This is a genomic window from Mycobacterium parmense (genome assembly GCF_010730575.1).
In the GTDB taxonomy this organism is placed as follows: domain Bacteria; phylum Actinomycetota; class Actinomycetes; order Mycobacteriales; family Mycobacteriaceae; genus Mycobacterium; species Mycobacterium parmense.
Genome location: NZ_AP022614.1, coordinates 1,391,565 through 1,408,786 on the forward strand (window position 1 = coordinate 1,391,565; position 17,222 = coordinate 1,408,786).

At 68.1% G+C, this 17,222-nt stretch carries 19 protein-coding genes; 9 read left to right on the forward strand and 10 right to left on the reverse strand.

The genetic code is table 11. The annotated features are described in order from the left end of the window. Positions 1 to 195 precede the first annotated feature (195 nt). The gene (locus G6N48_RS06365; protein ID WP_085271158.1) at positions 196 to 1,806 is read left to right on the forward strand and encodes an MFS transporter; all 1,611 of its coding nucleotides are present in this window, start codon (positions 196 to 198) and stop codon (positions 1,804 to 1,806) included. 43 nt (positions 1,807 to 1,849) lie between these two features. Here G6N48_RS06365 and G6N48_RS06370 read toward each other — a convergent pair whose 3' ends face one another. The 7 genes from G6N48_RS06370 to G6N48_RS06400 form a co-directional block, all read right to left on the reverse strand. Continuing rightward, positions 1,850 to 2,527, reverse strand: coding sequence for a TetR/AcrR family transcriptional regulator (locus G6N48_RS06370; RefSeq protein WP_085271159.1), 678 nt, complete (start codon positions 2,525 to 2,527; stop codon positions 1,850 to 1,852). Continuing rightward, complete coding sequence (locus tag G6N48_RS06375) at positions 2,527 to 3,006, reverse strand: nitroreductase family deazaflavin-dependent oxidoreductase (protein ID WP_085271160.1); 480 nt, start codon at positions 3,004 to 3,006, stop codon at positions 2,527 to 2,529. Before G6N48_RS06375 ends, G6N48_RS06370 begins: the two co-directional genes overlap by 1 nt. Positions 3,007 to 3,009: 3 nt before the next feature. Beyond that, entirely contained in the window at positions 3,010 to 3,744 is a 735-nt protein-coding gene (locus G6N48_RS06380) for an SDR family NAD(P)-dependent oxidoreductase (RefSeq protein WP_085271161.1), read from the reverse strand. A 283-nt stretch (positions 3,745 to 4,027) separates the two neighbouring features. Next, positions 4,028 to 4,963, reverse strand: a complete 936-nt coding sequence (locus G6N48_RS06385; RefSeq protein WP_085271162.1) for an aldo/keto reductase — start codon at positions 4,961 to 4,963, stop codon at positions 4,028 to 4,030. 256 nt (positions 4,964 to 5,219) lie between these two features. After that, positions 5,220 to 5,426, reverse strand: a complete 207-nt coding sequence (locus G6N48_RS06390; RefSeq protein WP_139825961.1) for a hypothetical protein — start codon at positions 5,424 to 5,426, stop codon at positions 5,220 to 5,222. Between the two features lie 257 nt (positions 5,427 to 5,683). After that, positions 5,684 to 7,972 (reverse strand): isocitrate lyase ICL2, encoded by a 2,289-nt coding sequence (gene aceA / locus G6N48_RS06395; protein ID WP_085271163.1) that lies wholly within the window; start codon positions 7,970 to 7,972, stop codon positions 5,684 to 5,686. A gap of 61 nt (positions 7,973 to 8,033) precedes the next feature. After that, positions 8,034 to 8,777: an MBL fold metallo-hydrolase gene (locus G6N48_RS06400; RefSeq protein ID WP_085271164.1), complete on the reverse strand. Its 744-nt coding sequence runs from the start codon at positions 8,775 to 8,777 to the stop codon at positions 8,034 to 8,036. Between the two features lie 111 nt (positions 8,778 to 8,888). Between G6N48_RS06400 and G6N48_RS06405 the strand changes: the two genes are divergently transcribed. Both G6N48_RS06405 and G6N48_RS06410 read left to right on the forward strand, forming a co-directional pair. Continuing rightward, complete coding sequence (locus tag G6N48_RS06405; protein WP_085271207.1) at positions 8,889 to 9,332, forward strand: SRPBCC family protein; 444 nt, start codon at positions 8,889 to 8,891, stop codon at positions 9,330 to 9,332. 49 nt (positions 9,333 to 9,381) lie between these two features. Beyond that, positions 9,382 to 9,978 (forward strand): YbhB/YbcL family Raf kinase inhibitor-like protein, encoded by a 597-nt coding sequence (locus tag G6N48_RS06410; protein ID WP_085271165.1) that lies wholly within the window; start codon positions 9,382 to 9,384, stop codon positions 9,976 to 9,978. Positions 9,979 to 9,988: 10 nt separating this feature from the next. On the opposite strand, the gene G6N48_RS06415 is transcribed toward G6N48_RS06410, so the two are convergent. Then, the gene (locus G6N48_RS06415; protein WP_085271166.1) at positions 9,989 to 11,551 is read right to left on the reverse strand and encodes a phytoene desaturase family protein; all 1,563 of its coding nucleotides are present in this window, start codon (positions 11,549 to 11,551) and stop codon (positions 9,989 to 9,991) included. Between the two features lie 106 nt (positions 11,552 to 11,657). On the opposite strand from G6N48_RS06415, the gene G6N48_RS06420 reads away from it, so the two are divergent. Then, on the forward strand, positions 11,658 to 12,257 hold the full coding sequence (locus G6N48_RS06420; protein ID WP_085271167.1) for a TetR/AcrR family transcriptional regulator: 600 nt from the start codon (positions 11,658 to 11,660) through the stop codon (positions 12,255 to 12,257). A gap of 9 nt (positions 12,258 to 12,266) precedes the next feature. Here the strand turns inward: G6N48_RS06420 and G6N48_RS06425 are convergent, their stop codons facing one another. After that, entirely contained in the window at positions 12,267 to 13,139 is an 873-nt protein-coding gene (locus tag G6N48_RS06425) for a LysR family transcriptional regulator (RefSeq protein ID WP_085271168.1), read from the reverse strand. A 116-nt stretch (positions 13,140 to 13,255) separates the two neighbouring features. Here G6N48_RS06425 and G6N48_RS06430 point away from each other — a divergent pair, with 116 nt between their 5' ends. From G6N48_RS06430 to G6N48_RS06450, 5 genes are all read left to right on the forward strand, one after another. Further along, the gene (locus tag G6N48_RS06430) at positions 13,256 to 13,468 is read left to right on the forward strand and encodes a tautomerase family protein (RefSeq protein ID WP_085271169.1); all 213 of its coding nucleotides are present in this window, start codon (positions 13,256 to 13,258) and stop codon (positions 13,466 to 13,468) included. 8 nt (positions 13,469 to 13,476) lie between these two features. Further along, positions 13,477 to 14,439, forward strand: coding sequence for an NAD(P)H-dependent flavin oxidoreductase (locus tag G6N48_RS06435; RefSeq protein WP_197745613.1), 963 nt, complete (start codon positions 13,477 to 13,479; stop codon positions 14,437 to 14,439). 21 nt (positions 14,440 to 14,460) lie between these two features. Beyond that, the gene (locus tag G6N48_RS06440; RefSeq protein ID WP_085271171.1) at positions 14,461 to 15,090 is read left to right on the forward strand and encodes a nitroreductase family protein; all 630 of its coding nucleotides are present in this window, start codon (positions 14,461 to 14,463) and stop codon (positions 15,088 to 15,090) included. Between the two features lie 48 nt (positions 15,091 to 15,138). Further along, the gene (locus G6N48_RS06445) at positions 15,139 to 15,636 is read left to right on the forward strand and encodes a hypothetical protein (RefSeq protein WP_085271172.1); all 498 of its coding nucleotides are present in this window, start codon (positions 15,139 to 15,141) and stop codon (positions 15,634 to 15,636) included. 71 nt (positions 15,637 to 15,707) lie between these two features. Further along, positions 15,708 to 16,667, forward strand: coding sequence for an FAD-dependent oxidoreductase (locus G6N48_RS06450; protein ID WP_085271173.1), 960 nt, complete (start codon positions 15,708 to 15,710; stop codon positions 16,665 to 16,667). Between the two features lie 2 nt (positions 16,668 to 16,669). On the opposite strand, the gene G6N48_RS06455 is transcribed toward G6N48_RS06450, so the two are convergent. After that, a complete protein-coding gene (locus G6N48_RS06455) occupies positions 16,670 to 17,059 on the reverse strand; it encodes a phage holin family protein (RefSeq protein ID WP_085271174.1) in 390 nt (129 codons plus the stop codon). Between the last annotated feature and the right edge of the window lie 163 nt (positions 17,060 to 17,222).

Below are 17,222 nucleotides of genomic sequence, written 5' to 3' on the forward strand. Positions count from 1 at the left end.
GATGCGCGGTCGGGCGAACGGGTTCGGCCTTTTTGATCCCGGCGCGGAAGGCCCCGCCCGCGGACCAGACAGTGAACGCCCTTGTCCTGTGATGCCTGCCCGGCCATTTCGGTTCGTTGCGGCAACGGAGGGCGTCGGTCGGCTTCGTTGTGGCGCCCCGGCCGGACGGATGGCCTACCGATCATCGGTTCATCGATGAGTCTGGGTCAGGAGCGTGGCGACGCCGGGCAGCGATCAGCCTGGGCGCCGTTACGCAGCCCCGTGTACCGCGCCCTGTTTATCGCGCAGTTGGCCTCCAATATCGGCACGTGGATGCAAACGGTAGCGGCGCAATGGTTTCTGGTGGAAAAGCACAGCAGCGATGTCATCGTGGCACTGGTCCAGACGGCGACCCTTGGGCCGACGCTGATTTTGGCTTTATTCGCCGGCGTGCTCGCCGACCTGTTCGACCGGCGGCGGTTGCTGATTGTTCTTCAGTCATATGCGGTGCTGGTGGCGCTGGCTCTGGCCGCGCTGACATACCTCGGCCGGCTCAGCCCGACCTCGTTGTTGTGGTTTACCGTGGCCATCGGTTGCTCGGCGGCACTGACGGGTCCGGCCTGGCAGGCGATCCAGCCCGAGGTTGTCCCGCGTGAGCAGATACCGGCTGCCTCGACTTTGGGCAGCGTCGCGGGAAATGCCGCCCGAGCGATCGGGCCGGCAATCGGCGGTGTTGTGGTCGCATTATCCGGACCGGCGGCGGCGTTCGCGATCAACGCAGTGTCGTTTGCGGGAGTGATTGTCGCCCTGGTTTCATGGAAACGACCCAAGCAATTCACGGCGATCGAGCGAGAGCCATTCGGCCACGCCATCCTCACGGGACTGCTCTATGTCAATAACAGTCCCATCTTTCGCCGGATCCTTTTGCGCGCAGTCCTCTTCCTGTTTCCGGCGTCGGCCGTGCTGGCACTGCTGCCCGTGGCTGCCGCCCGCCGTTGGCACCTGGGGGCCAGCGGCTATGGTGTCGCGCTGGCGGCTATCGGTTTTGGTGCCGTCCTCTCCGTCGTGTTTGCCGCAGCGTTGCATCGGAGGGTGTCCGACAACGTGTTGCTCACGGGGTCTGCCGCTGTGTACGGTTTTGCGCCGCTGGCGATGGCCTGGCTGCCATTCGCTGCGGCGGTGCCGATCTTGGTGTTGTCGGGGATGTCGTGGCTGATCACGTTGACGACGTTGAACGCCGCGGCGCAACTCTCGTTGCCGCGGTGGGTGCGTGCCCGTGGGTTGTCGGCCTACCTGCTGGCCGCGACGGGAGCTCAGGCAATCGGCTCCTACGTCTGGGGTGCCATCGCGACGCGGGCGGGACTCGACGTCGCGTTGCTTGGCTCCGCGGTGGTGCTGGGGGCTGTTGCGCTCAGCGTCGCCGTCCTTCCGTTGCGGCCGTGCACCGGGACGCTGAGCGTCGACATCTCCACTGCCTGGCCCTCACCGACGCTTGTGTTCGAACCGTGTCCCGACGATGGCCCGGTGTTGGTAACCGTCCGCTACCAAGTTCCAGCCGAGAACCTTCATGACTTCATCAAGGCGATGACGGCGGTGAGGCAGTCACGGCTGCGAACCGGTGGACACAGTTGGCGGCTGTATCACAGTGCCGGACAACCGGATACATTCCTCGAGAGATTCACCGTGGGGTCCTGGACCGAATTTGAGCGTCAGCGCACCGAGCGCTGGTTGGAATACGATACTGACGGCGTCAAAAAAGCGATCGGCTTCACCGTCGACCGCGACCGAATGTACGAGTACTTCCTTGCTCTGCGCATAAACCGATAGCGGGGATCGTGGGCGTCCAAGCCGGTGCCGAGGAGGTCAATGCTCACCGTCGTTCCTTCTTCGGGCGTGGGCCGCCTTGGTGGGAGCGCCCAGTTATCGGTGGAGTCGATAGTTCGTTGCTCTGGAGTGCTGTGGTGAGCAGTGCCGTGACCGCGGCGCGAGCCTCCGCCGCGATGGACGGGTCGTGATCCATCTGCGCGCTGAGGATGGCGCCGTCGTAGACGAGGTGCAGTTGGCGTCCCAGTGTCCGGGAATCGGCGGCACCGGTGTCTGCGGCGAGGCTGGTGAACAGTTCCCGTAGCTCGGCGCGGTAGGCGTCGACGGCGTGTTCGATCATTCCGCCGGGCGGCGCCTCGGCGCTAGCCGAGATGAACGCGCAACCACGGAAGGTGGGCTGGGCGAGGATTTCGGCTTGGGCGTCGAAGACCGCATACACCCGCGCCACCGGGTCACTGTGCTGTTGCACCGCGGCCCGCAGACGGGCGAGGGTGCGCGCGTGCCGTCCATCGAGATAGGCCTGCACCAATTCGTCCTTGCTGCCGAACGCGTTGTACAGCGACGCCTTGGCCACTCCAGCGTGTTCGATAACACGGTCGATGCCCACGGTATGGACGCCTTCGTCATAAAACAATTCGTCGGCGGCATCGAGCAGCCGTTGGCGAGCCGAGCGCCTCGGCGCTGGCGCACTCGTGCCGGTGGTCGGCCGTGTCGCGTTGACCATCAGCTCTCCCCGGCCACTTGGTCGACATCCGTTGCGCTGTCGGACTGTTCGACCGGTTCGAGCAGCATGACCGGAATGTCGCGATCGCCGGCCTTGGCGCGGTATTCGGGGAAGTGCGGCCAGAAGCGTTCGGCGACCTCCCACCATTGCGCTTTCTCGGCACCGTGGGCTTCCCGGGCCCGCAGGTGATGCACGGTGGCGCCGTCCTGCAGCGTCACCCGTGGGTGGGCAATGAGATTGCGGTACCACGCCGGATGAGTGGGGGCGCCGGCGGCCGAGGCGACGGCAACGTAGGTGTCGCCCTGCTTGATGCGCATGACCGGATTTTTCCGGACGCTGCCGGTTTTGGCGCCGATGGTGGTCAAGATGACCACCGGTCGGCCCTCCAGGGTGCCGCCCTCGACTCCGCCGGTGGCTTCGTAGAGCGCGACCTGCTCACGTACGCGATCACTGGGGCTGGGCACATAGCTGCTGGTCATCTTCTACACCGCCGTCCGGCCGCCGTCGACGGGGATGACCGCGCCGGTGATGTAGCTGGCCTTGTCGGAGGCGAGGAAGGCAACGACCTCGGAAATCTCCTGCGGTTGCGCGCCCCGATTCAGTAGCGTGGTGCCGGCCAGATTCTCGATCAGGTCGCGCTTGGACTCGGCTGTGAACACCGGCCCAGGCGCCACCGTGTTCACCCGCACCCCCGAGGGGCTGAACTCGGCCGCCCACGCCCGTGACATCGCGGTCAGCGCCGCTTTGGTGGCCCCGTAGGCGGCTCCGCCGGCCAAGCCGACGTGCCCGGCCATGCTGTCTATGCTGACGATGCTGCCGTGCCCACGCTCGGCCATCCCCGGCGCCAGTGCAGCGACCAGCTGGTAGGCCGCGCGCACGTTGCTGTCGAACAAGTGATCAAAGGTCTCGATGTCCAGCTCCGCGCTGGGACCGAACCAAGAGATCCCACCGTTGTTGACCAGCACCTCAACCTCACCAACCTCTGCCGCCAACGCCGTCACCGCGTCGGCGTCGGCTAAGTCCGCCGCGACGAACCGCGCCCGACCGCCGTTGGCGGCGATCTCATCGACAGTGGCCGCGCCCCGTTCGGCGTCGCGGCCATGCACGATCACCTCGAAACCGTCACGCGCCAAGTTCAATGCGACTGCCCGGCCGATGCCCGAGGTCGCCCCGGTCACCAAGGCCACCGGCGGCCGACTGTGCGATTGTTCCGTCATGACGACTCCTGATTGAGTAGACCTGTCTGTCTAATTTTGAAGACGCCACTTCAAACAGAGGCCCTCGTCCGATCATTCCCGACACAGCCGAGACACGATCTGAGCACGCTCGTTGCTCTAAATGCGAGACTCCACGACTCCATGACTCCATGACTGCGGGCGCTCGCGAAAAGTCAGTCCCCTCGGCGTCAGGCGAGCGGCACTCTCGTCTGTGGCCGCGATGACGTCGGCGTGCAGCGGGTCGACCGTGTCAGCCCGAGGACGAACGCGACAGTCATTGCCGTCACTTGTCGGAAGGAACCTCAGCGAAGCCCGGTTCCCCGCCGTCCGCAACGGAATTAAACCGGATCCGCGTCTCGAGACGTTCGCTGATTTCCCGGATTGCGCTCTCGGGCAGGGCGGTGACATCGAAGTTCTCTTTGATGCGTGACGGTGTGACCGACCCGGTGAGCACCGCGGTGCCGCGCTGTATCCCCCAGGCTAAGAGCACTTGCGCCGGTGTCTTTCCATGACGTGCAGCGATCGAGACGATGAGCGGGTCATCGAGCAGTCGCGGTTCTAATGCGTGGCCCAGCGATGCGAACGCCAACAAGATGATTCCGTGTGCCTGGCAGAGTTCATGGAGCTCCCATTGCGGGTGATACGGATGCGACTCGACTTCCACGACCGCCGGCTTGATTCGCGCGGTTTCGATGATCTCGCGGGTGCGTTCGACGCCGATATCGGACAGGCCTATTGCCCGTGCAAGTCCGTCGTCCACGAGGCGCTCCATCGCCTGCCACGTCTGCGCTAACGTGACCTGTTCGTCGTAGATCACCTGACCGTTGTCATCCCTGGGATCTTGGTCGTCGCCAGGACGGAAGGCGAACGGGGTGTGCACCAGGTACAGATCGACGGTCTCGAGGCCGAGCCTGTCCAGGCTGGCTTGCAACGCGGGTTTGACTCGTCGCGGTCGATGGTTGTTGTTCCACAGCTTGGTGGTCACGAATAAGTCCTCGCGCCGCACCGTCCCGGCGGCGAATAGATCTTTGAGCGCCGCGCCGACCTCCGCTTCGTTGCGGTACCGCTCCGCGGCGTCGAGGTGACGGAAACCTACCTCGACAGCTGTCGTCACCGCGCTGCGCGTCTTCGTGCGATCGGAAAGCGATGTCCCGAACCCCAGCGCCGGGATCTCACTGACACCGTTGTTCAGGGCGAACTTGTGGTGGTTGAGTTTCACGGAATGCCAACACTTTTCGCCTTATCCATCCCCAGCGTCGGCGGGCATAGATGGCGTCCGCGGGCCTCCCATCCACGCCCATACGTGGAAACCCAGAGCATCTCAAGATCGTACGACCAGCCGCGTCGCTCGGATAGGTGCGGACCAGGATTTAACTAGCGTGACTTGCGCGGACAGGTCGCTGGCGGCCTGTGCACGCTCAGGCCGCATCGCCTACTACTCAGGAGGCTCGGCCGCGACCGTCGTTCGACACGCTCTAGCAGGGGTCGAGACCGGAGACACAGGTGGTGAGGGTCGCGTGCTGCGGCGCGGACGGCGCGTGCGCGGCGCTCGACGAGGGTGGCGGCGTCACTGCCGAACCGCCGCCGACCTGACCGGCGCCAACCCCACTGAACCCGGCGCTCAGGACCAAGGCGGTGACCGCGCCGGCGGTAACACGTGCGACCTTTGCGGATGTCTTCATGGGATATCCCCGTTCCGGAATGTGCTACTTCCAATAGATTTCGTCTGTACGACCCAAGCATACACCTATGCAACTATCGCCATCGGAATGCTTTGTACGCGTGTTCAGCGCGATTGTCGCCGGGGTCGTGTTGCTCGAATCGTGACCTGTGCGGAGGGGCCCGCACGCGACATACGGCATCCCACGCCGGCGGTTCGCGTGTCGGCGTCGGGTCAGTCACGCCCGCCGGACATGGCGTGCGACGGGCGGAGCGCCGCCTAGCCTTCCTTGGTGATCAGCTTGCGCAGCGCAACGCGGTCGGGCTTCAGCAGCTCCTCGATGCGCGGGCGGTCCACCTCGGCGACGATGATCTCGCCGACCTCCTGGTTGACCTCGCGGAAGATGCCGTGGGACTTCATCTTCGAGGTCTGATACAGGTTGTCCTCGGTGGGCGTGACGTAGTAGACGGCGTCCGCCTTGAACCGGTGCACCAGCCACAGGTGGATCAAGGTCATCAGCCGCTTCTGCCGCAGCTTCTCGGCGAAGGTGTTCTGGTCGCGCACCGTGAGGATGCTGCGGCCGTGGCGGTCCTTGATCGGGTCGAAGACCACGTTGGCCAGCTGCTCATCCCCGTTGCCGTAAATTCCGAGCACCAGCACGTCCGAGCCGGCCCGCCGGGGCCGCAGTTGCACGCGCAGCTTTTCACCGAGCTGATAGTGCTCGCTCCACAGCGCCAGCCACTCCTCGAGCAACTTCTTGGGCACCTCGGTCTGCACCAGGTGCTGATGCTGGGTCGAGCCCTTGCCCATGGCCTTGGTCGTCGCCGTGCGCCCGGACGAGGCTTGGAGCGCGGCGTCGCTGCGGGGTCCGCCGACCAGCGTCTGCGGCGTCCGGTAGGGCGACTCGACCAGGCGCATCTTGCGCTGCAGGCGCGCCAGCGCCAACATGCCCTCGTGCCGCAGGGAGGTGGCGAACTCCTCGGCCGCGACACCGTCGATCTGGTGTCCGCCGTAGGTGATGAAGTTGAAGACGAAGCCCATCTTGCCGAGCTCCTCGGGGAACTTCTTCATCTCCTCGTCGGTCATGCCGGTGGTGTCCCAGTTGAACGACGGCGAAAGGTTGTAGGCCAGCATCTGTTCGGGGAACTCGGCGTGGATCGCCTCGGCGAACTCGCGGGCGTCGGCGAGGTCGGCGGTCTTGGTCTCCATCCACAGAATGTCAGCGAACGGCGCCGCGGCCAACGACTTGGCGATCGCATACGGGATGCCGCCGCGGATCTGGTAGTAGCCCTCCGGGGTCTTCGACCGTTCGCAGTCCCACGGCGGGTCCACGCCCAGCTCCTTGGCCTTCGCCCGGGCGTCGTAGAGGGAGGCGCGCTGAGCGAACCGGCGCCACTCCTGCGGGCTCATGTCGCTGGGCTCGTCCTCGCTCTCCCCGAAGGTGAGCACCTCGGCCACGGCCTCGCCGTAGGTCATCAGGCCCGCGTCGTCCTCCCAGGCCGCCACGAACCGCGACTCGACCTGGTCGAAGAGGTCGTCGATCGAATCCGAGCCGTCCTCACGGCGGGCGTTCACGGCGTCGGAGATCAGGCCCTGGATGCCCTGACGCTCCAGCCACGCGGTGGCGGCGGCATACTCCGCGTCCGACAGCGCGTACAGCAGGTGACCGTTGAGCTCCTTGGCGCCCAGCTCGTAGAAGCGCCGGACCATTGCCAGGAAGCAGGCCTTGTAGGACGGGATGTTGAGGTTGGTAGCGCCGAGCAGGAACGGCTGGTCGCGTTCGTCGGCGCGGCTGTCTATCAGGTTGGCGGCCTCGGCGTCGGTGCGCGCGACGATGATGCCGGGCACCTTCATCACGTCGAGCTGGAACCGGGCGGCGTTGAGGCGTTTGATCTGCTCGTCGGACGGCACCAGAACCTTGCCGCCCTGGTGCCCGCACTTCTTGGTTCCCGGCCGCTGGTCCTCGATGTGGTAGCCCGCCACACCGACCTCGACGAAGCGGCGAATCAGGTTGCGCACGTGCGGATCCCCACCATGGCCGGTGTCTGCGTCGGCGATGATGAACGGACGGTAGTCGTAGGCCGGCGTCGCCGCCCGCTGCGCCTCGCTCATGTGCAGGCGCTGGTACTGCTGGTTGCGATCGGCGGTGAGCAGGGCGCGCACCAGCACCGCGGCGTCGTCGGGCACCTGGCTCAGCGGGTAGCTGGCGAGGTCGGGCCCGGGGTCCTCGGTGGTGGAACCCTTGGCCGACGTCGCCCAGCCGCCGAGATAGATCCCCTCGATGCCCATCCGTTTCATGGCGACGGCCTGGCCGGGCGAGTAGGGGCCGAAGGTCGTGATGCTCTTCCCCGCGGCGAACAGTTCGCGCAGGCGCTCGTAGAACGCGCCGGCCGCGTCGCGCGCCACGACGTACTCGGCCGGGATGGTGCCCCGTTGCTCGACTACCTGGCGGGCCGTGTAGAGGCGGGTGATGTGGGCGAAGCGCGGGCTGTCGAAGTACCGCTGCGTCGTGTTGACGTCGTCTTCGAAGGATGTCCGGACCTCGGTGTCCGTGTCGATGATCGCCATTGATTTCGCTCCTGTTCGGCAGGTTACCGCTGAGTAGGAGTCTATCCCCGGCCACAACGGTTCAATCAGGGGTCGAAAGGCCCGAGCCGAAAGATTCGGCACCGGCGCGGCCGCGCAGCCAGTCCCGCTGACGACGGACGAACTCGGCGCCGACGAGGTTTCCGTGGCCCGGAACGTAGATGGCCCCGGACCCGCCGGCCGCGAGCACGCGGTCGAGCGTCGCGGGCCAGGCCGCCACGTCGGAGTCGGCGTCGATGGCGGGGTCGGCGGACTCCTCGACGAGGTCGCCGGTGAACACCACCGTGGGGTCGCCGTCGACCGCCCCGGGCACCAGCACCACCAGGTCGGACGCGGTGTGACCCCGGCCGAGGAAGGTGACGGTGGCGCGGCGGTCGCCCAGATCGACCGCCGCGTCGTAGACACCCGCGCGTGGCGGCCGCAGGGCCGCGATCGCGGCGTCGATCTGAGCGGGGTCGGCGCCGTGGTGCATCGCGTCGGCGCGGATCAGGCCCCGTCCCGACGACAGATAATCGACGACCTCGGGGGCGCAGAGGATGTCCGCGCCGCCGAAGGCCGAGGAGCCCAGCACGTGGTCGAAGTGCTTGTGCGTCAACACAATATGGCTGACCGGGCGCCCCGCCAGCCGCCGGACGTCCGCGTCGATGGCGGCCGCCTCCACCAGGGTGCTGCCGGTGTCGACCAGCAGCGCCCCGCTGCGGCCGAGCACCAGGCCGACGGTCACGTCGCAGAATGGAAGCCGGCAGCGGTGCACGGTCGGAGCCAGACGTTCCCAGGCGAAACGCACAAAGTCAGAACGTAGCGGCCCTCCCCCGATGCCGCAGCCTTATGTCGACGGCGCCTGGCGGCCCCGGCGAAGGCCGTTTCGAACGTCGTCGCTTCGGTTATGTTCCGTGCCATGGCTGTCACCGAGTCCCGCGAGGTCGTCATCGAGGCGACGCCCGACGAGGTCATGGATGTGCTGTTCGACCTCGAGGCGCTGCCCGAGTGGTCGTCGGTGCACAAGACGGTCGAAGTCGTCGAACGCGACGACCAGGGCCGCCCGCGCCGATCCAAACAGGTGGTCAAGCTCGTCGGGTTCACCGAAGAGCAGGTGCTCGACTACACCGTCCACGACGACGGCGTGAGTTGGACGCTGGTGAGCGCCAAACAGCAACGCGCCCAGGACGGCCGCTACACGCTGACGCCCGAAGGTGATTCCACTCGGGTCCGGTTCGACCTCACCGTGGACCTGCTGATGCCCGTCCCCGGCTTCCTGGTCAAGCAGGGGGCCAAGAGCCTGATGGAGACCGCGACGAAGGGCCTGCGCAAGCGGGTGCTCGAGGTCAAACGGGGAAAGTAGGCGCTCACCGCGGCTTCCCTCCCGGACTGCAGTGAGCCAGACTTTTCCCATGAGATCGACACTGGCAAGCAGGCCCGGGCGGATCTCGCGCGCGGTCGTGGGGACGGCGCTCCTGGCGGCGCTCGCATGGTCCGGGACGCTCGGGGCCGGCCCGGTCTCGCCCGAGGTGGCCACCGTCGGCCGCACCATCGCCGAGGCGCCCGCCGGCGGGCCGCTGATGATCAGCAGTCCGGCGTTCGCCGAGGGCGCCCCCATTCCGGCGCAGTACACCTGCACCGGAGGCAACCTGGCGCCGCCGCTCGCGTGGTCCACGCCGTCGGAGGCAGCGCTCGTCGTCGACGACCCGAACGCCGTCCGCGGGACCTACATCCACTGGATCGTGGTCGGCATCCCGCCGGGCCCCGGCAGCACCGGCGACGGGCAGACCCCCGCCGGGGCCACCAGCCTGCCCAACTCCGCGGGGCAGGCCGGCTACACCGGGCCCTGCCCGCCGCCGGGCACCGGGATGCACCACTACCGGTTCACCCTGTACGCGATGCCCGCCACGCTCCAGCTCGCCCCGGGCCTGGCGGGCGCGCAAGCGGTGCAGGCGATCGCGCAGGCCTCGACGGGACAGGCGCAACTCGTCGGGACGTTCGGCGCCTGACGGCGGGGCCTCAGGCCATGTCGTCGAGCGCCTGGTACGCGGCGTTGTAGCCCGGAGTGAAGGTGATGCCCGGGCCGCCGTGGCAACCGGCCCCGCCGAGGTAGAGGCCGTCGATCGCAATGGGCAGGTCCAGGAAGCCCTTCGGCCCGGGCCGGTTGGGCCCCATCAGGTCCGGATGCAACAGCCCGTGGCAGAAGTCGCCGGAGGGCGCCCCGAACATGGTTTGCATGTGGTACGGCGCGAAGGTGATGTGGCGCAGCACGATGTCGGTGAAGTTGGGCGCGAACCTGGTGATCTTGTCGATGACCCGCTGTGCCATCTCGTTTTTGAGGTGGCCATGGTGGTGGCGGTCGGATTCGACCGGAAAGGCGTAGGCGTAGGCGCTCGCGGCGTGTTTGCCGGGCGGGGCGAGGGCCGGATCGTGAACGGAGGGGATCTGCAAGCCCATCGAGGGGTTGTCGGGGACGGCGCCCCGGCGGCAGGTCTCCCACTGCAGTTGTTGTTCCTCCGGCGAGCCGAAGATGCCGATCGACTGCTGCATGCCCGCCTCGTTCAGCAGGTCGTAGGGCGGGGCGAACTGTGGAAGGCCGTCCAGGGCGAAGTGGATCTGCACGAACGACGCGCGATGGTCACGACCGGACAGGCGCGAAATGATCTCGGCCGAAACATGTTCCGGGCCGACGAGCTCGTTGAGCGTGACGTCGGGCGCCAGGTTCGACACCACGATCGGCGCCGACACCGTCGATCCGTCACGCAGCCGCACGCCGGTCGCCGCGCCGTGGTCGACGAGGATCTGCTCGACTTTGGCCCGGAACCGCAGCTCGCCGCCGTGCGACACGAACAGCTCGCGCAGGTGCTCGGTGAGCGCACCGATGCCACCCTCGAGCTTCGTCATCATGGCGGCGCCCTCCGTGGGCACGGCCAACGCGAACGCCAAACAGGTGGCGCTGCCCGGGGTGTAGGGCCCGCGGTACGTCGAGTTGACGGCCAGGAAAGCCAGCATCCCGCGCATGACCGCGTGCTTCTCCTTGTCGGGCAGGTAGCGGTCGATCACATCCATCGCCGACCCGAACAGCATCTCGTGGATCGCGCGGCGCTCGGCTTCGTTTGTGGCGCAGGCGTACATCTCGTCGAGGGTCTTCGGCGGGGTGCAGACGTCGAAGCGCCCCAACGCCCGCGCGGGCCCCTGACTCCAGCCGATCAGTTCGGCCATGCCGGCCACGGCTTCGGCCCCGTGCTTGTCCCCGAGGTGGGTCATCAGCCGCACCGGGTCGCGGTAGAAGATCATCGGCTCCTCACCGGAGTCCCCGATGTTGGTCGACATCACCTCCGGTTCCACCGTGGGGAGCGTGTCGAGGCCGAGCTCCTTGGTTATCCGGCTGGCGGTCGGAAACTGCACCGAACCCGCGATCTCGTAGCGGAAGCCGTCGATGAGTTCCACCGTCGCGGCCATGCCGCCGGCGTAGGTGTTGGCCTCCAGGCACAGCGTGCGCAAGCCCGCGCGCTGCAGGATCGCCGCAGCCGTCAGCCCGTTGTGGCCGGCCCCGACCACGATCGCGTCGTAATCCGTCATCGCCGCGGTCCCTCCTCGATATGGTGGATGCCACGATATGTCAGTACTGACATAATTGGAAGATGCCGGCCGGGGTACGTCGACACTGGGTTACGATCGGCGCGAGATGACCGCGTCGACCAACCGCCACGAACTGCGCCGACGTTCCACGCACGAGGCGCTGCGGCAGGCGGCGTTGAAATGTTTCGCGCACAAGGGCTTTGCGAACGTCACGGTGATCGAGCTGGCTCGGGAGGCGGGCGTCACCGAGCGGACCTTCTTCCGGCACTTCCCGACCAAGGAAGCGGTGCTGTTCGCCGATTACGAGACCCAGCTGGAATGGCTCGCCGAAGCGCTGGCGCAGCGTCCGCCCGACGAGTCGCTGTTCGACGCGGTGCTGGCCAGCGTCGCCGCGTTCCCGCACGACCTGGAGGTGGTCCGGCAGGCCGCCTCGGCCCGGGCGGAGTTGATCAGCGCCGACCGGATAGCGAGCCACCTGCGGGTGGTGCAGTCATCGTTCGCCGCCGTGCTCACCGAGTTCGTCCGGAACCGGAACCGCGGCGTAGCGGAAATCGACCTAGCCGCGGAGGTCGCGGGCGGTGTCCTCGCTGCGGGTCTGGTCGTGGCAGTGGAGAATTGGGGCCGCAACGGCTGCGTGGCGGATTTGGGTGAGACCGTCGCCGCCAGCCTGAATCTGGTTCGCTCCGGTTTGGCGCCGCTGGCCTGACCCGGGCCGCTACACGCTCGCGACGGCCGCCTCGATGAAGCGGCGCAGTACCGCGTTTCGCGCGCGAGGCGGCACAGCCAGGGCGACCGGACTGGGCGGCGCGCCGCGCAGCGCGACGAACCGCACGCCGGGGTGGATGCTGCGCCGAACCGCGACGTCGGGGATGACGCCGATGCCACGATCGGCGGCCACCGATTCGAGCCACTCGTCGAAATTATTTGTCTCAACCACTGTTTCGGGCCTATTGCCCGCGGGCCACGACCACGGTCCCGTGGTGCCGCTGGTGACGTTGACGACGAGCGGCCATCTCGGGACCTCGGACCAGTCCAGCTCGGGCCGCGCCGCCAACGGAGACTGGATGGAGCACACCGCCACTCGCGACTCGTCGAAGAGGTGCACGATGCGGACGGCCGGCGTTGCGACTCCCCCGCGCACCGGGCCGCGGATCACGGCGACGTCGACCCGCCCCTGCTGCACGGCGCCCAGCGCGTCATCGGTGCGGACCAGGCTGACCGCCGCGCCGGCCGTCCGCTCGAACCGGGCCACGGTCCGCTGCGCCCATGGGTCGGGCAGCAGCCAACTGAAGCCCAGGCGAAGGGCCGCCCGCCTGCGCACGGCGTCGAACCCGCGTGCCAGCTCGGCCAGGGCCCGTTCGACGTGTTCGAGGAACGTACGCCCGGCCGGCGTCGGCTCCACGTGCCGCGAGCTGCGGTCGAGCAGGGTGACTCCCACCGCGTCTTCGAGCTGCCGAATGGTGCGGCTGAGCGCCGGTTGCGTGATGCGCAGTTCCTCGGCCGCATTCGTGAAGGACGCGAGCCGCGCCACCGCCTCGAACGCCCGCAGGTGACGCAACTCGACCCGGCCGGTCTCCAGCCCGCCCATGCCTGCAGAGCATAGATGCACGAAACCGGGCATTTCACGGATGCGTTCGCGGGACCTAGCGTCGGTGGTGACGCCACACCGGCCAGTCGGCCGAAGCGTCCGACTGGAGGAAGACAATGCCGCTGCTGTACATCGACCTCATCGAAGGCCGCGACCCGTCGGAGGTTCGGGCGCTGCAGGAGCTGTTCTACAAGCTGCTCGCGTCCAACCTGGCCGAGCGATGCGGCCTGGATCCGGCGGACCTAATCGTTTCGATCACCGAAAACAACGACGAGGACTGGTCATTCGGTCACGGGCGGGCCCAATTCCTCACCGGTGAATTGCAATGAGCCCGACCGTGTCGCTGTCCACCCGCCTCACCGCATTCCTCGGGATCGAGCAGCCGGTCCTGTCGGCGCCGATGGCCGATGTCGCCGGCGGTCGGCTCGCCGCGGCGGTTACGGGCGCGGGTGGTCTGGGCCTGATCGGCGGAGGCTACGGCGACGCCGATTGGTTGCAAGCCCAGATCGGCGAGGCCGGCGGCGTACGCGTCGGGTACGGGTTCATCACGTGGAGCCTGGCGGGCAACCCGGCCCCGCTCGACCTGGCGCTGGAGCAGCTGCCCGCGACGGTGATGCTGTCCTTCGGTGATCTGCGGCCGTTCGCCGAGCGCATTCACGCGGCCGGCGTTCCGCTGACCGCGCAGGTGCAAAACCTCGAGCAGGCGCGTCAGGCGCTGGACGCCGGCGCCGACATCATCGTGGCTCAGGGCTGCGAGGCCGGCGGACACGGGATGAGCGCCCGCTCGACCTTCACCCTGGTGCCCGACGTCGTCGACCTGGCCGCCGAACGCTCACCCGGGACCCCGGTGGTGGCCGCCGGCGGCGTGGCCGATGGCCGCGGGCTGGCGGCCGCGCTGGCTCTGGGAGCCGACGGTGCGCTCGTCGGCACCAGGTTCTGGGCGACGCCCGAAGCGTTGGTGTCGCCGCGCGCGCACCGGCGCGGCCTGGCCGCTGGTGGCGACGACACCGTCCGCACCCGGGTGTACGACTATGTGCGGCAACGCGACTGGCCCGAGCAATACGATGCGCGGCTGGTGAGCAACGCGCTGATCGAGGCGTGGCACGGCAACGAGTCCGAACTGGTGGCGCGGCTACCGGAAGCGGTGAGCGCATTCCGGGAGGGAGTCGCGGCCGAGGACTTCGACGTCATCACCGTCCTGGTAGGCGAGGCGATCGGACGCATCACCGAGCTGCGCCCGGCCGCGGACATCCTGCGCGAGATGGTGCGCGACGCCGCGGGCATCATGAACCGGGACTAGCGCACGCCAGAAGGACGGAAAATGGACATCGCCTCGGTCGACGAGTTGCTGACCACCACGCGGTCGGTGCGCAAGCGCCTCGACCTCGACCGGCCCGTCGGCCGCGAGGTGATCCTGGAATGCATACGGCTGGCGATGCAGGCGCCGACGGCGAGCAACGCGCAGGACTGGCGCTGGCTGGTGATCACCGACCCCGGCAAACGCGCCGCGATCGCCGACATCTACCGCAGCATCGGCGAGCAGTACCTCGCGCAGGCCGCCGGTCAGACGGCGGACGCACAGACTCGGCGCGTCTACGCCAGCGCGCTGGCGCTCACCGACACCCTGGCCCGGGTTCCCGTCCACGTCATCCCCTGCCTGAACCGGCGGTTCGACGGCGACAACCTGGTGACCGCCGCGTCGGCCTGGGCGTCGATCATCCCGGCCGGCTGGAGCTTCCTGCTGGCCCTGCGGTCCCGCGGACTGGGTTCGGTGTGGACGACGATCCATCTGGCCAAGGAGCGGGAGGTGGCCGAGCTGCTGGACATCCCGGCCGACGTCACCCAGGCCGCGCTGTTCCCGGTGGCCTACACCATCGGTACCGACTTTCGTCCCGCCGCACGCCCACCGGCGGAGACCGTCACCTATTGGGACGGCTGGGGACGCGGCTGAGCTGCGCGGATGTGAAATGGACCCCGCGCCCCGGTACCCTGCGGTGTTATGGGTCGAAAGCACGCACGGCCGGTCGCGGCGGGCGCCGCGGCGGGACTGCTGATGGCCGGCTGGGGCGCATGGGGTGCCACGGCGGCCGGCGCCGACCCCGAACCCTCGCCGCCGCCGGGACCGAAGACGACCATCGATCACGACGGCACGTACGCGGTGGGCACCGACATCGCGCCGGGAATCTACAGCTCGGCAGGGCCCGTCGGCGACGGGACCTGCTACTGGAAGCGGTCGGGCAACCCCGACGGCGCTTTGATCGACAATGCCATCTCGAAGAAGCCGCAGGTGGTCCAGATCGACCCGACGGACAAGTCGTTCAAGACCAGCGGCTGCCAGACCTGGCAGCTGACCCCCGACGCGTCCGTGCCCCCCAACACCCCGCCGCCCGGCGTGCAGGGCACCCTCGGAATTCTCAACGGGCTGCTGGGTGGGAACGCACCGCAACCCCCGCATTCCTCCCCCAGCCCGCAGCCCTCCACGCCGCCCCAGTCCTGATGTTTCTCGGCGCCGCCTGAGGCCGCGAGCCCACGACGGCACGGTCGGCCGGATTTCGCTACCGTGGCGCCGTGGCCAGTGGGCGCGAAATTGTCGTGGTCGGCTCCGGGGTGAGCGGGCTGACATCGGCGATCTGTCTGGCCGAAGCGGGCCGGGAGGTGCGGGTCTGGTCGGACGCGATGCCGCAGCGGACCACCTCGGCGGTGGCCGGCGCGGTGTGGATGCCCCCGCGCCCGGCCGAACGCGCAAGCAACACGCTGGACTGGACCGAACGCTCCCTCCGGGTGTTCCGCGAGCTGGCCGGCGACCCGGACACCGGGGTGCAGATGGCGCCGGCGATGGCCGTCGGCGAGTTGACCGCGACCGAGGCCATGGCCGCGGCCGCGGCGCTGATCCCCGACCTGCGGCCGGCGGACGACGCCGACCTTGCGGAGGGCTTCCGGAACGGCTTCCGGGCCACCCTGCCGATGATCGACATGCCGCACTACCTCGACTATCTGGTGCGGCGGCTGGCCGCGGCCGGCTGCGAGATCGAGGAGCGCCCGGTGGCCTCGCTGGCCGAGGCGGCCGACGCGGCGCCGATCGTCGTCAACTGCGCCGGGCTCCGTTCGGGGGAATTGGTGGGCGACGAGGCGGTGCGACCCATCTTCGGCCAGCACGTCGTGCTCACCAACCCCGGCTTACGGCAACTGTTTATGGAGATGAACAGCGGGCCGGAATGGACGTGCTACTTCCCTCACCCCGAGCGGGTGGTGTGCGGCGGGATCAGCATTCCCGGCCGCTGGGACACCACGCCCGACCCCGACGTGACCGAGCGGATCGTGGCCCGCTGCCGGCGCGTCGAGCCGCGGCTCGGTGACGCCAAGGTGATCGAGACGATCACCGGCCTGCGTCCCGACCGCCCGTCGGTGCGGGTTCAGGCCGAGCCCCTGGGCCGTGGGCTGTGCGTTCACAACTACGGGCACAGCGGCAACGGCGTGACCCTGTCCTGGGGGTGCGCGCAGGACGTGCTGCGCCTCGTCGACGCGTGACCTCACCGGGCGAAGTCACGCACGATCAACGACAGCACCCAGCTCACGATCGACAACACGATCGCCGCCCAGATCGCCGTCCACCAGAAGTGGTCGATGTGAAGGCCCCAGTGCGTCGTGTTCGTCGTGATCCACGCGGTGATCCAGAGCATGAGCGCGTTGACGACGACGTGAAAGAGGCCGAGCGTCACGATGTACAGCGGGATCGACAAGAACTGGACGACCGGCTTGACGAACGCGTTGACCAGGCCGAAGACCACCGCGACGACGAAGATGATGCCGGCACGCTGCAGCTTCGTGTCGCCGCCGACGAAACTCATTCCGTGGACGAGCTTGGTCACCAACCACAGCGCCAATCCGGTCAATACCGCGCGGAGCAGAAATGGGCCCATGCGCAAATCGTGCCACCCGGCCGGCCGTCTGTGCGGCTTCGCCGCGCTCGCGATCGCCGTGGGGGTATGACGGCGACCCGCTTCGCCCGGCTTCGCCGCGCTCGCGATCGCCGTTGGTTGTCGTGTCGGCGACCCGCTTCGCCCGGCTTCGCCGCGCTCGCGA

Coding starts and splice junctions, on each gene's coding strand:
- G6N48_RS06365 (WP_085271158.1), top strand. CDS start 196: ATGAGTCTGGGTCAGGAGCGTGGCGACGCCGGGCAGCGATCAGCCTGG.
- G6N48_RS06370 (WP_085271159.1), bottom strand. CDS start 2,527: ATGGTCAACGCGACACGGCCGACCACCGGCACGAGTGCGCCAGCGCCG.
- G6N48_RS06375 (WP_085271160.1), bottom strand. CDS start 3,006: ATGACCAGCAGCTATGTGCCCAGCCCCAGTGATCGCGTACGTGAGCAG.
- G6N48_RS06380 (WP_085271161.1), bottom strand. CDS start 3,744: ATGACGGAACAATCGCACAGTCGGCCGCCGGTGGCCTTGGTGACCGGG.
- G6N48_RS06390 (WP_139825961.1), bottom strand. CDS start 5,426: ATGAAGACATCCGCAAAGGTCGCACGTGTTACCGCCGGCGCGGTCACC.
- aceA (WP_085271163.1), bottom strand. CDS start 7,972: ATGGCGATCATCGACACGGACACCGAGGTCCGGACATCCTTCGAAGAC.
- G6N48_RS06405 (WP_085271207.1), top strand. CDS start 8,889: ATGGCTGTCACCGAGTCCCGCGAGGTCGTCATCGAGGCGACGCCCGAC.
- G6N48_RS06410 (WP_085271165.1), top strand. CDS start 9,382: ATGAGATCGACACTGGCAAGCAGGCCCGGGCGGATCTCGCGCGCGGTC.
- G6N48_RS06415 (WP_085271166.1), bottom strand. CDS start 11,551: ATGACGGATTACGACGCGATCGTGGTCGGGGCCGGCCACAACGGGCTG.
- G6N48_RS06420 (WP_085271167.1), top strand. CDS start 11,658: ATGACCGCGTCGACCAACCGCCACGAACTGCGCCGACGTTCCACGCAC.
- G6N48_RS06425 (WP_085271168.1), bottom strand. CDS start 13,139: ATGGGCGGGCTGGAGACCGGCCGGGTCGAGTTGCGTCACCTGCGGGCG.
- G6N48_RS06430 (WP_085271169.1), top strand. CDS start 13,256: ATGCCGCTGCTGTACATCGACCTCATCGAAGGCCGCGACCCGTCGGAG.
- G6N48_RS06440 (WP_085271171.1), top strand. CDS start 14,461: ATGGACATCGCCTCGGTCGACGAGTTGCTGACCACCACGCGGTCGGTG.
- G6N48_RS06445 (WP_085271172.1), top strand. CDS start 15,139: ATGGGTCGAAAGCACGCACGGCCGGTCGCGGCGGGCGCCGCGGCGGGA.
- G6N48_RS06455 (WP_085271174.1), bottom strand. CDS start 17,059: ATGGGCCCATTTCTGCTCCGCGCGGTATTGACCGGATTGGCGCTGTGG.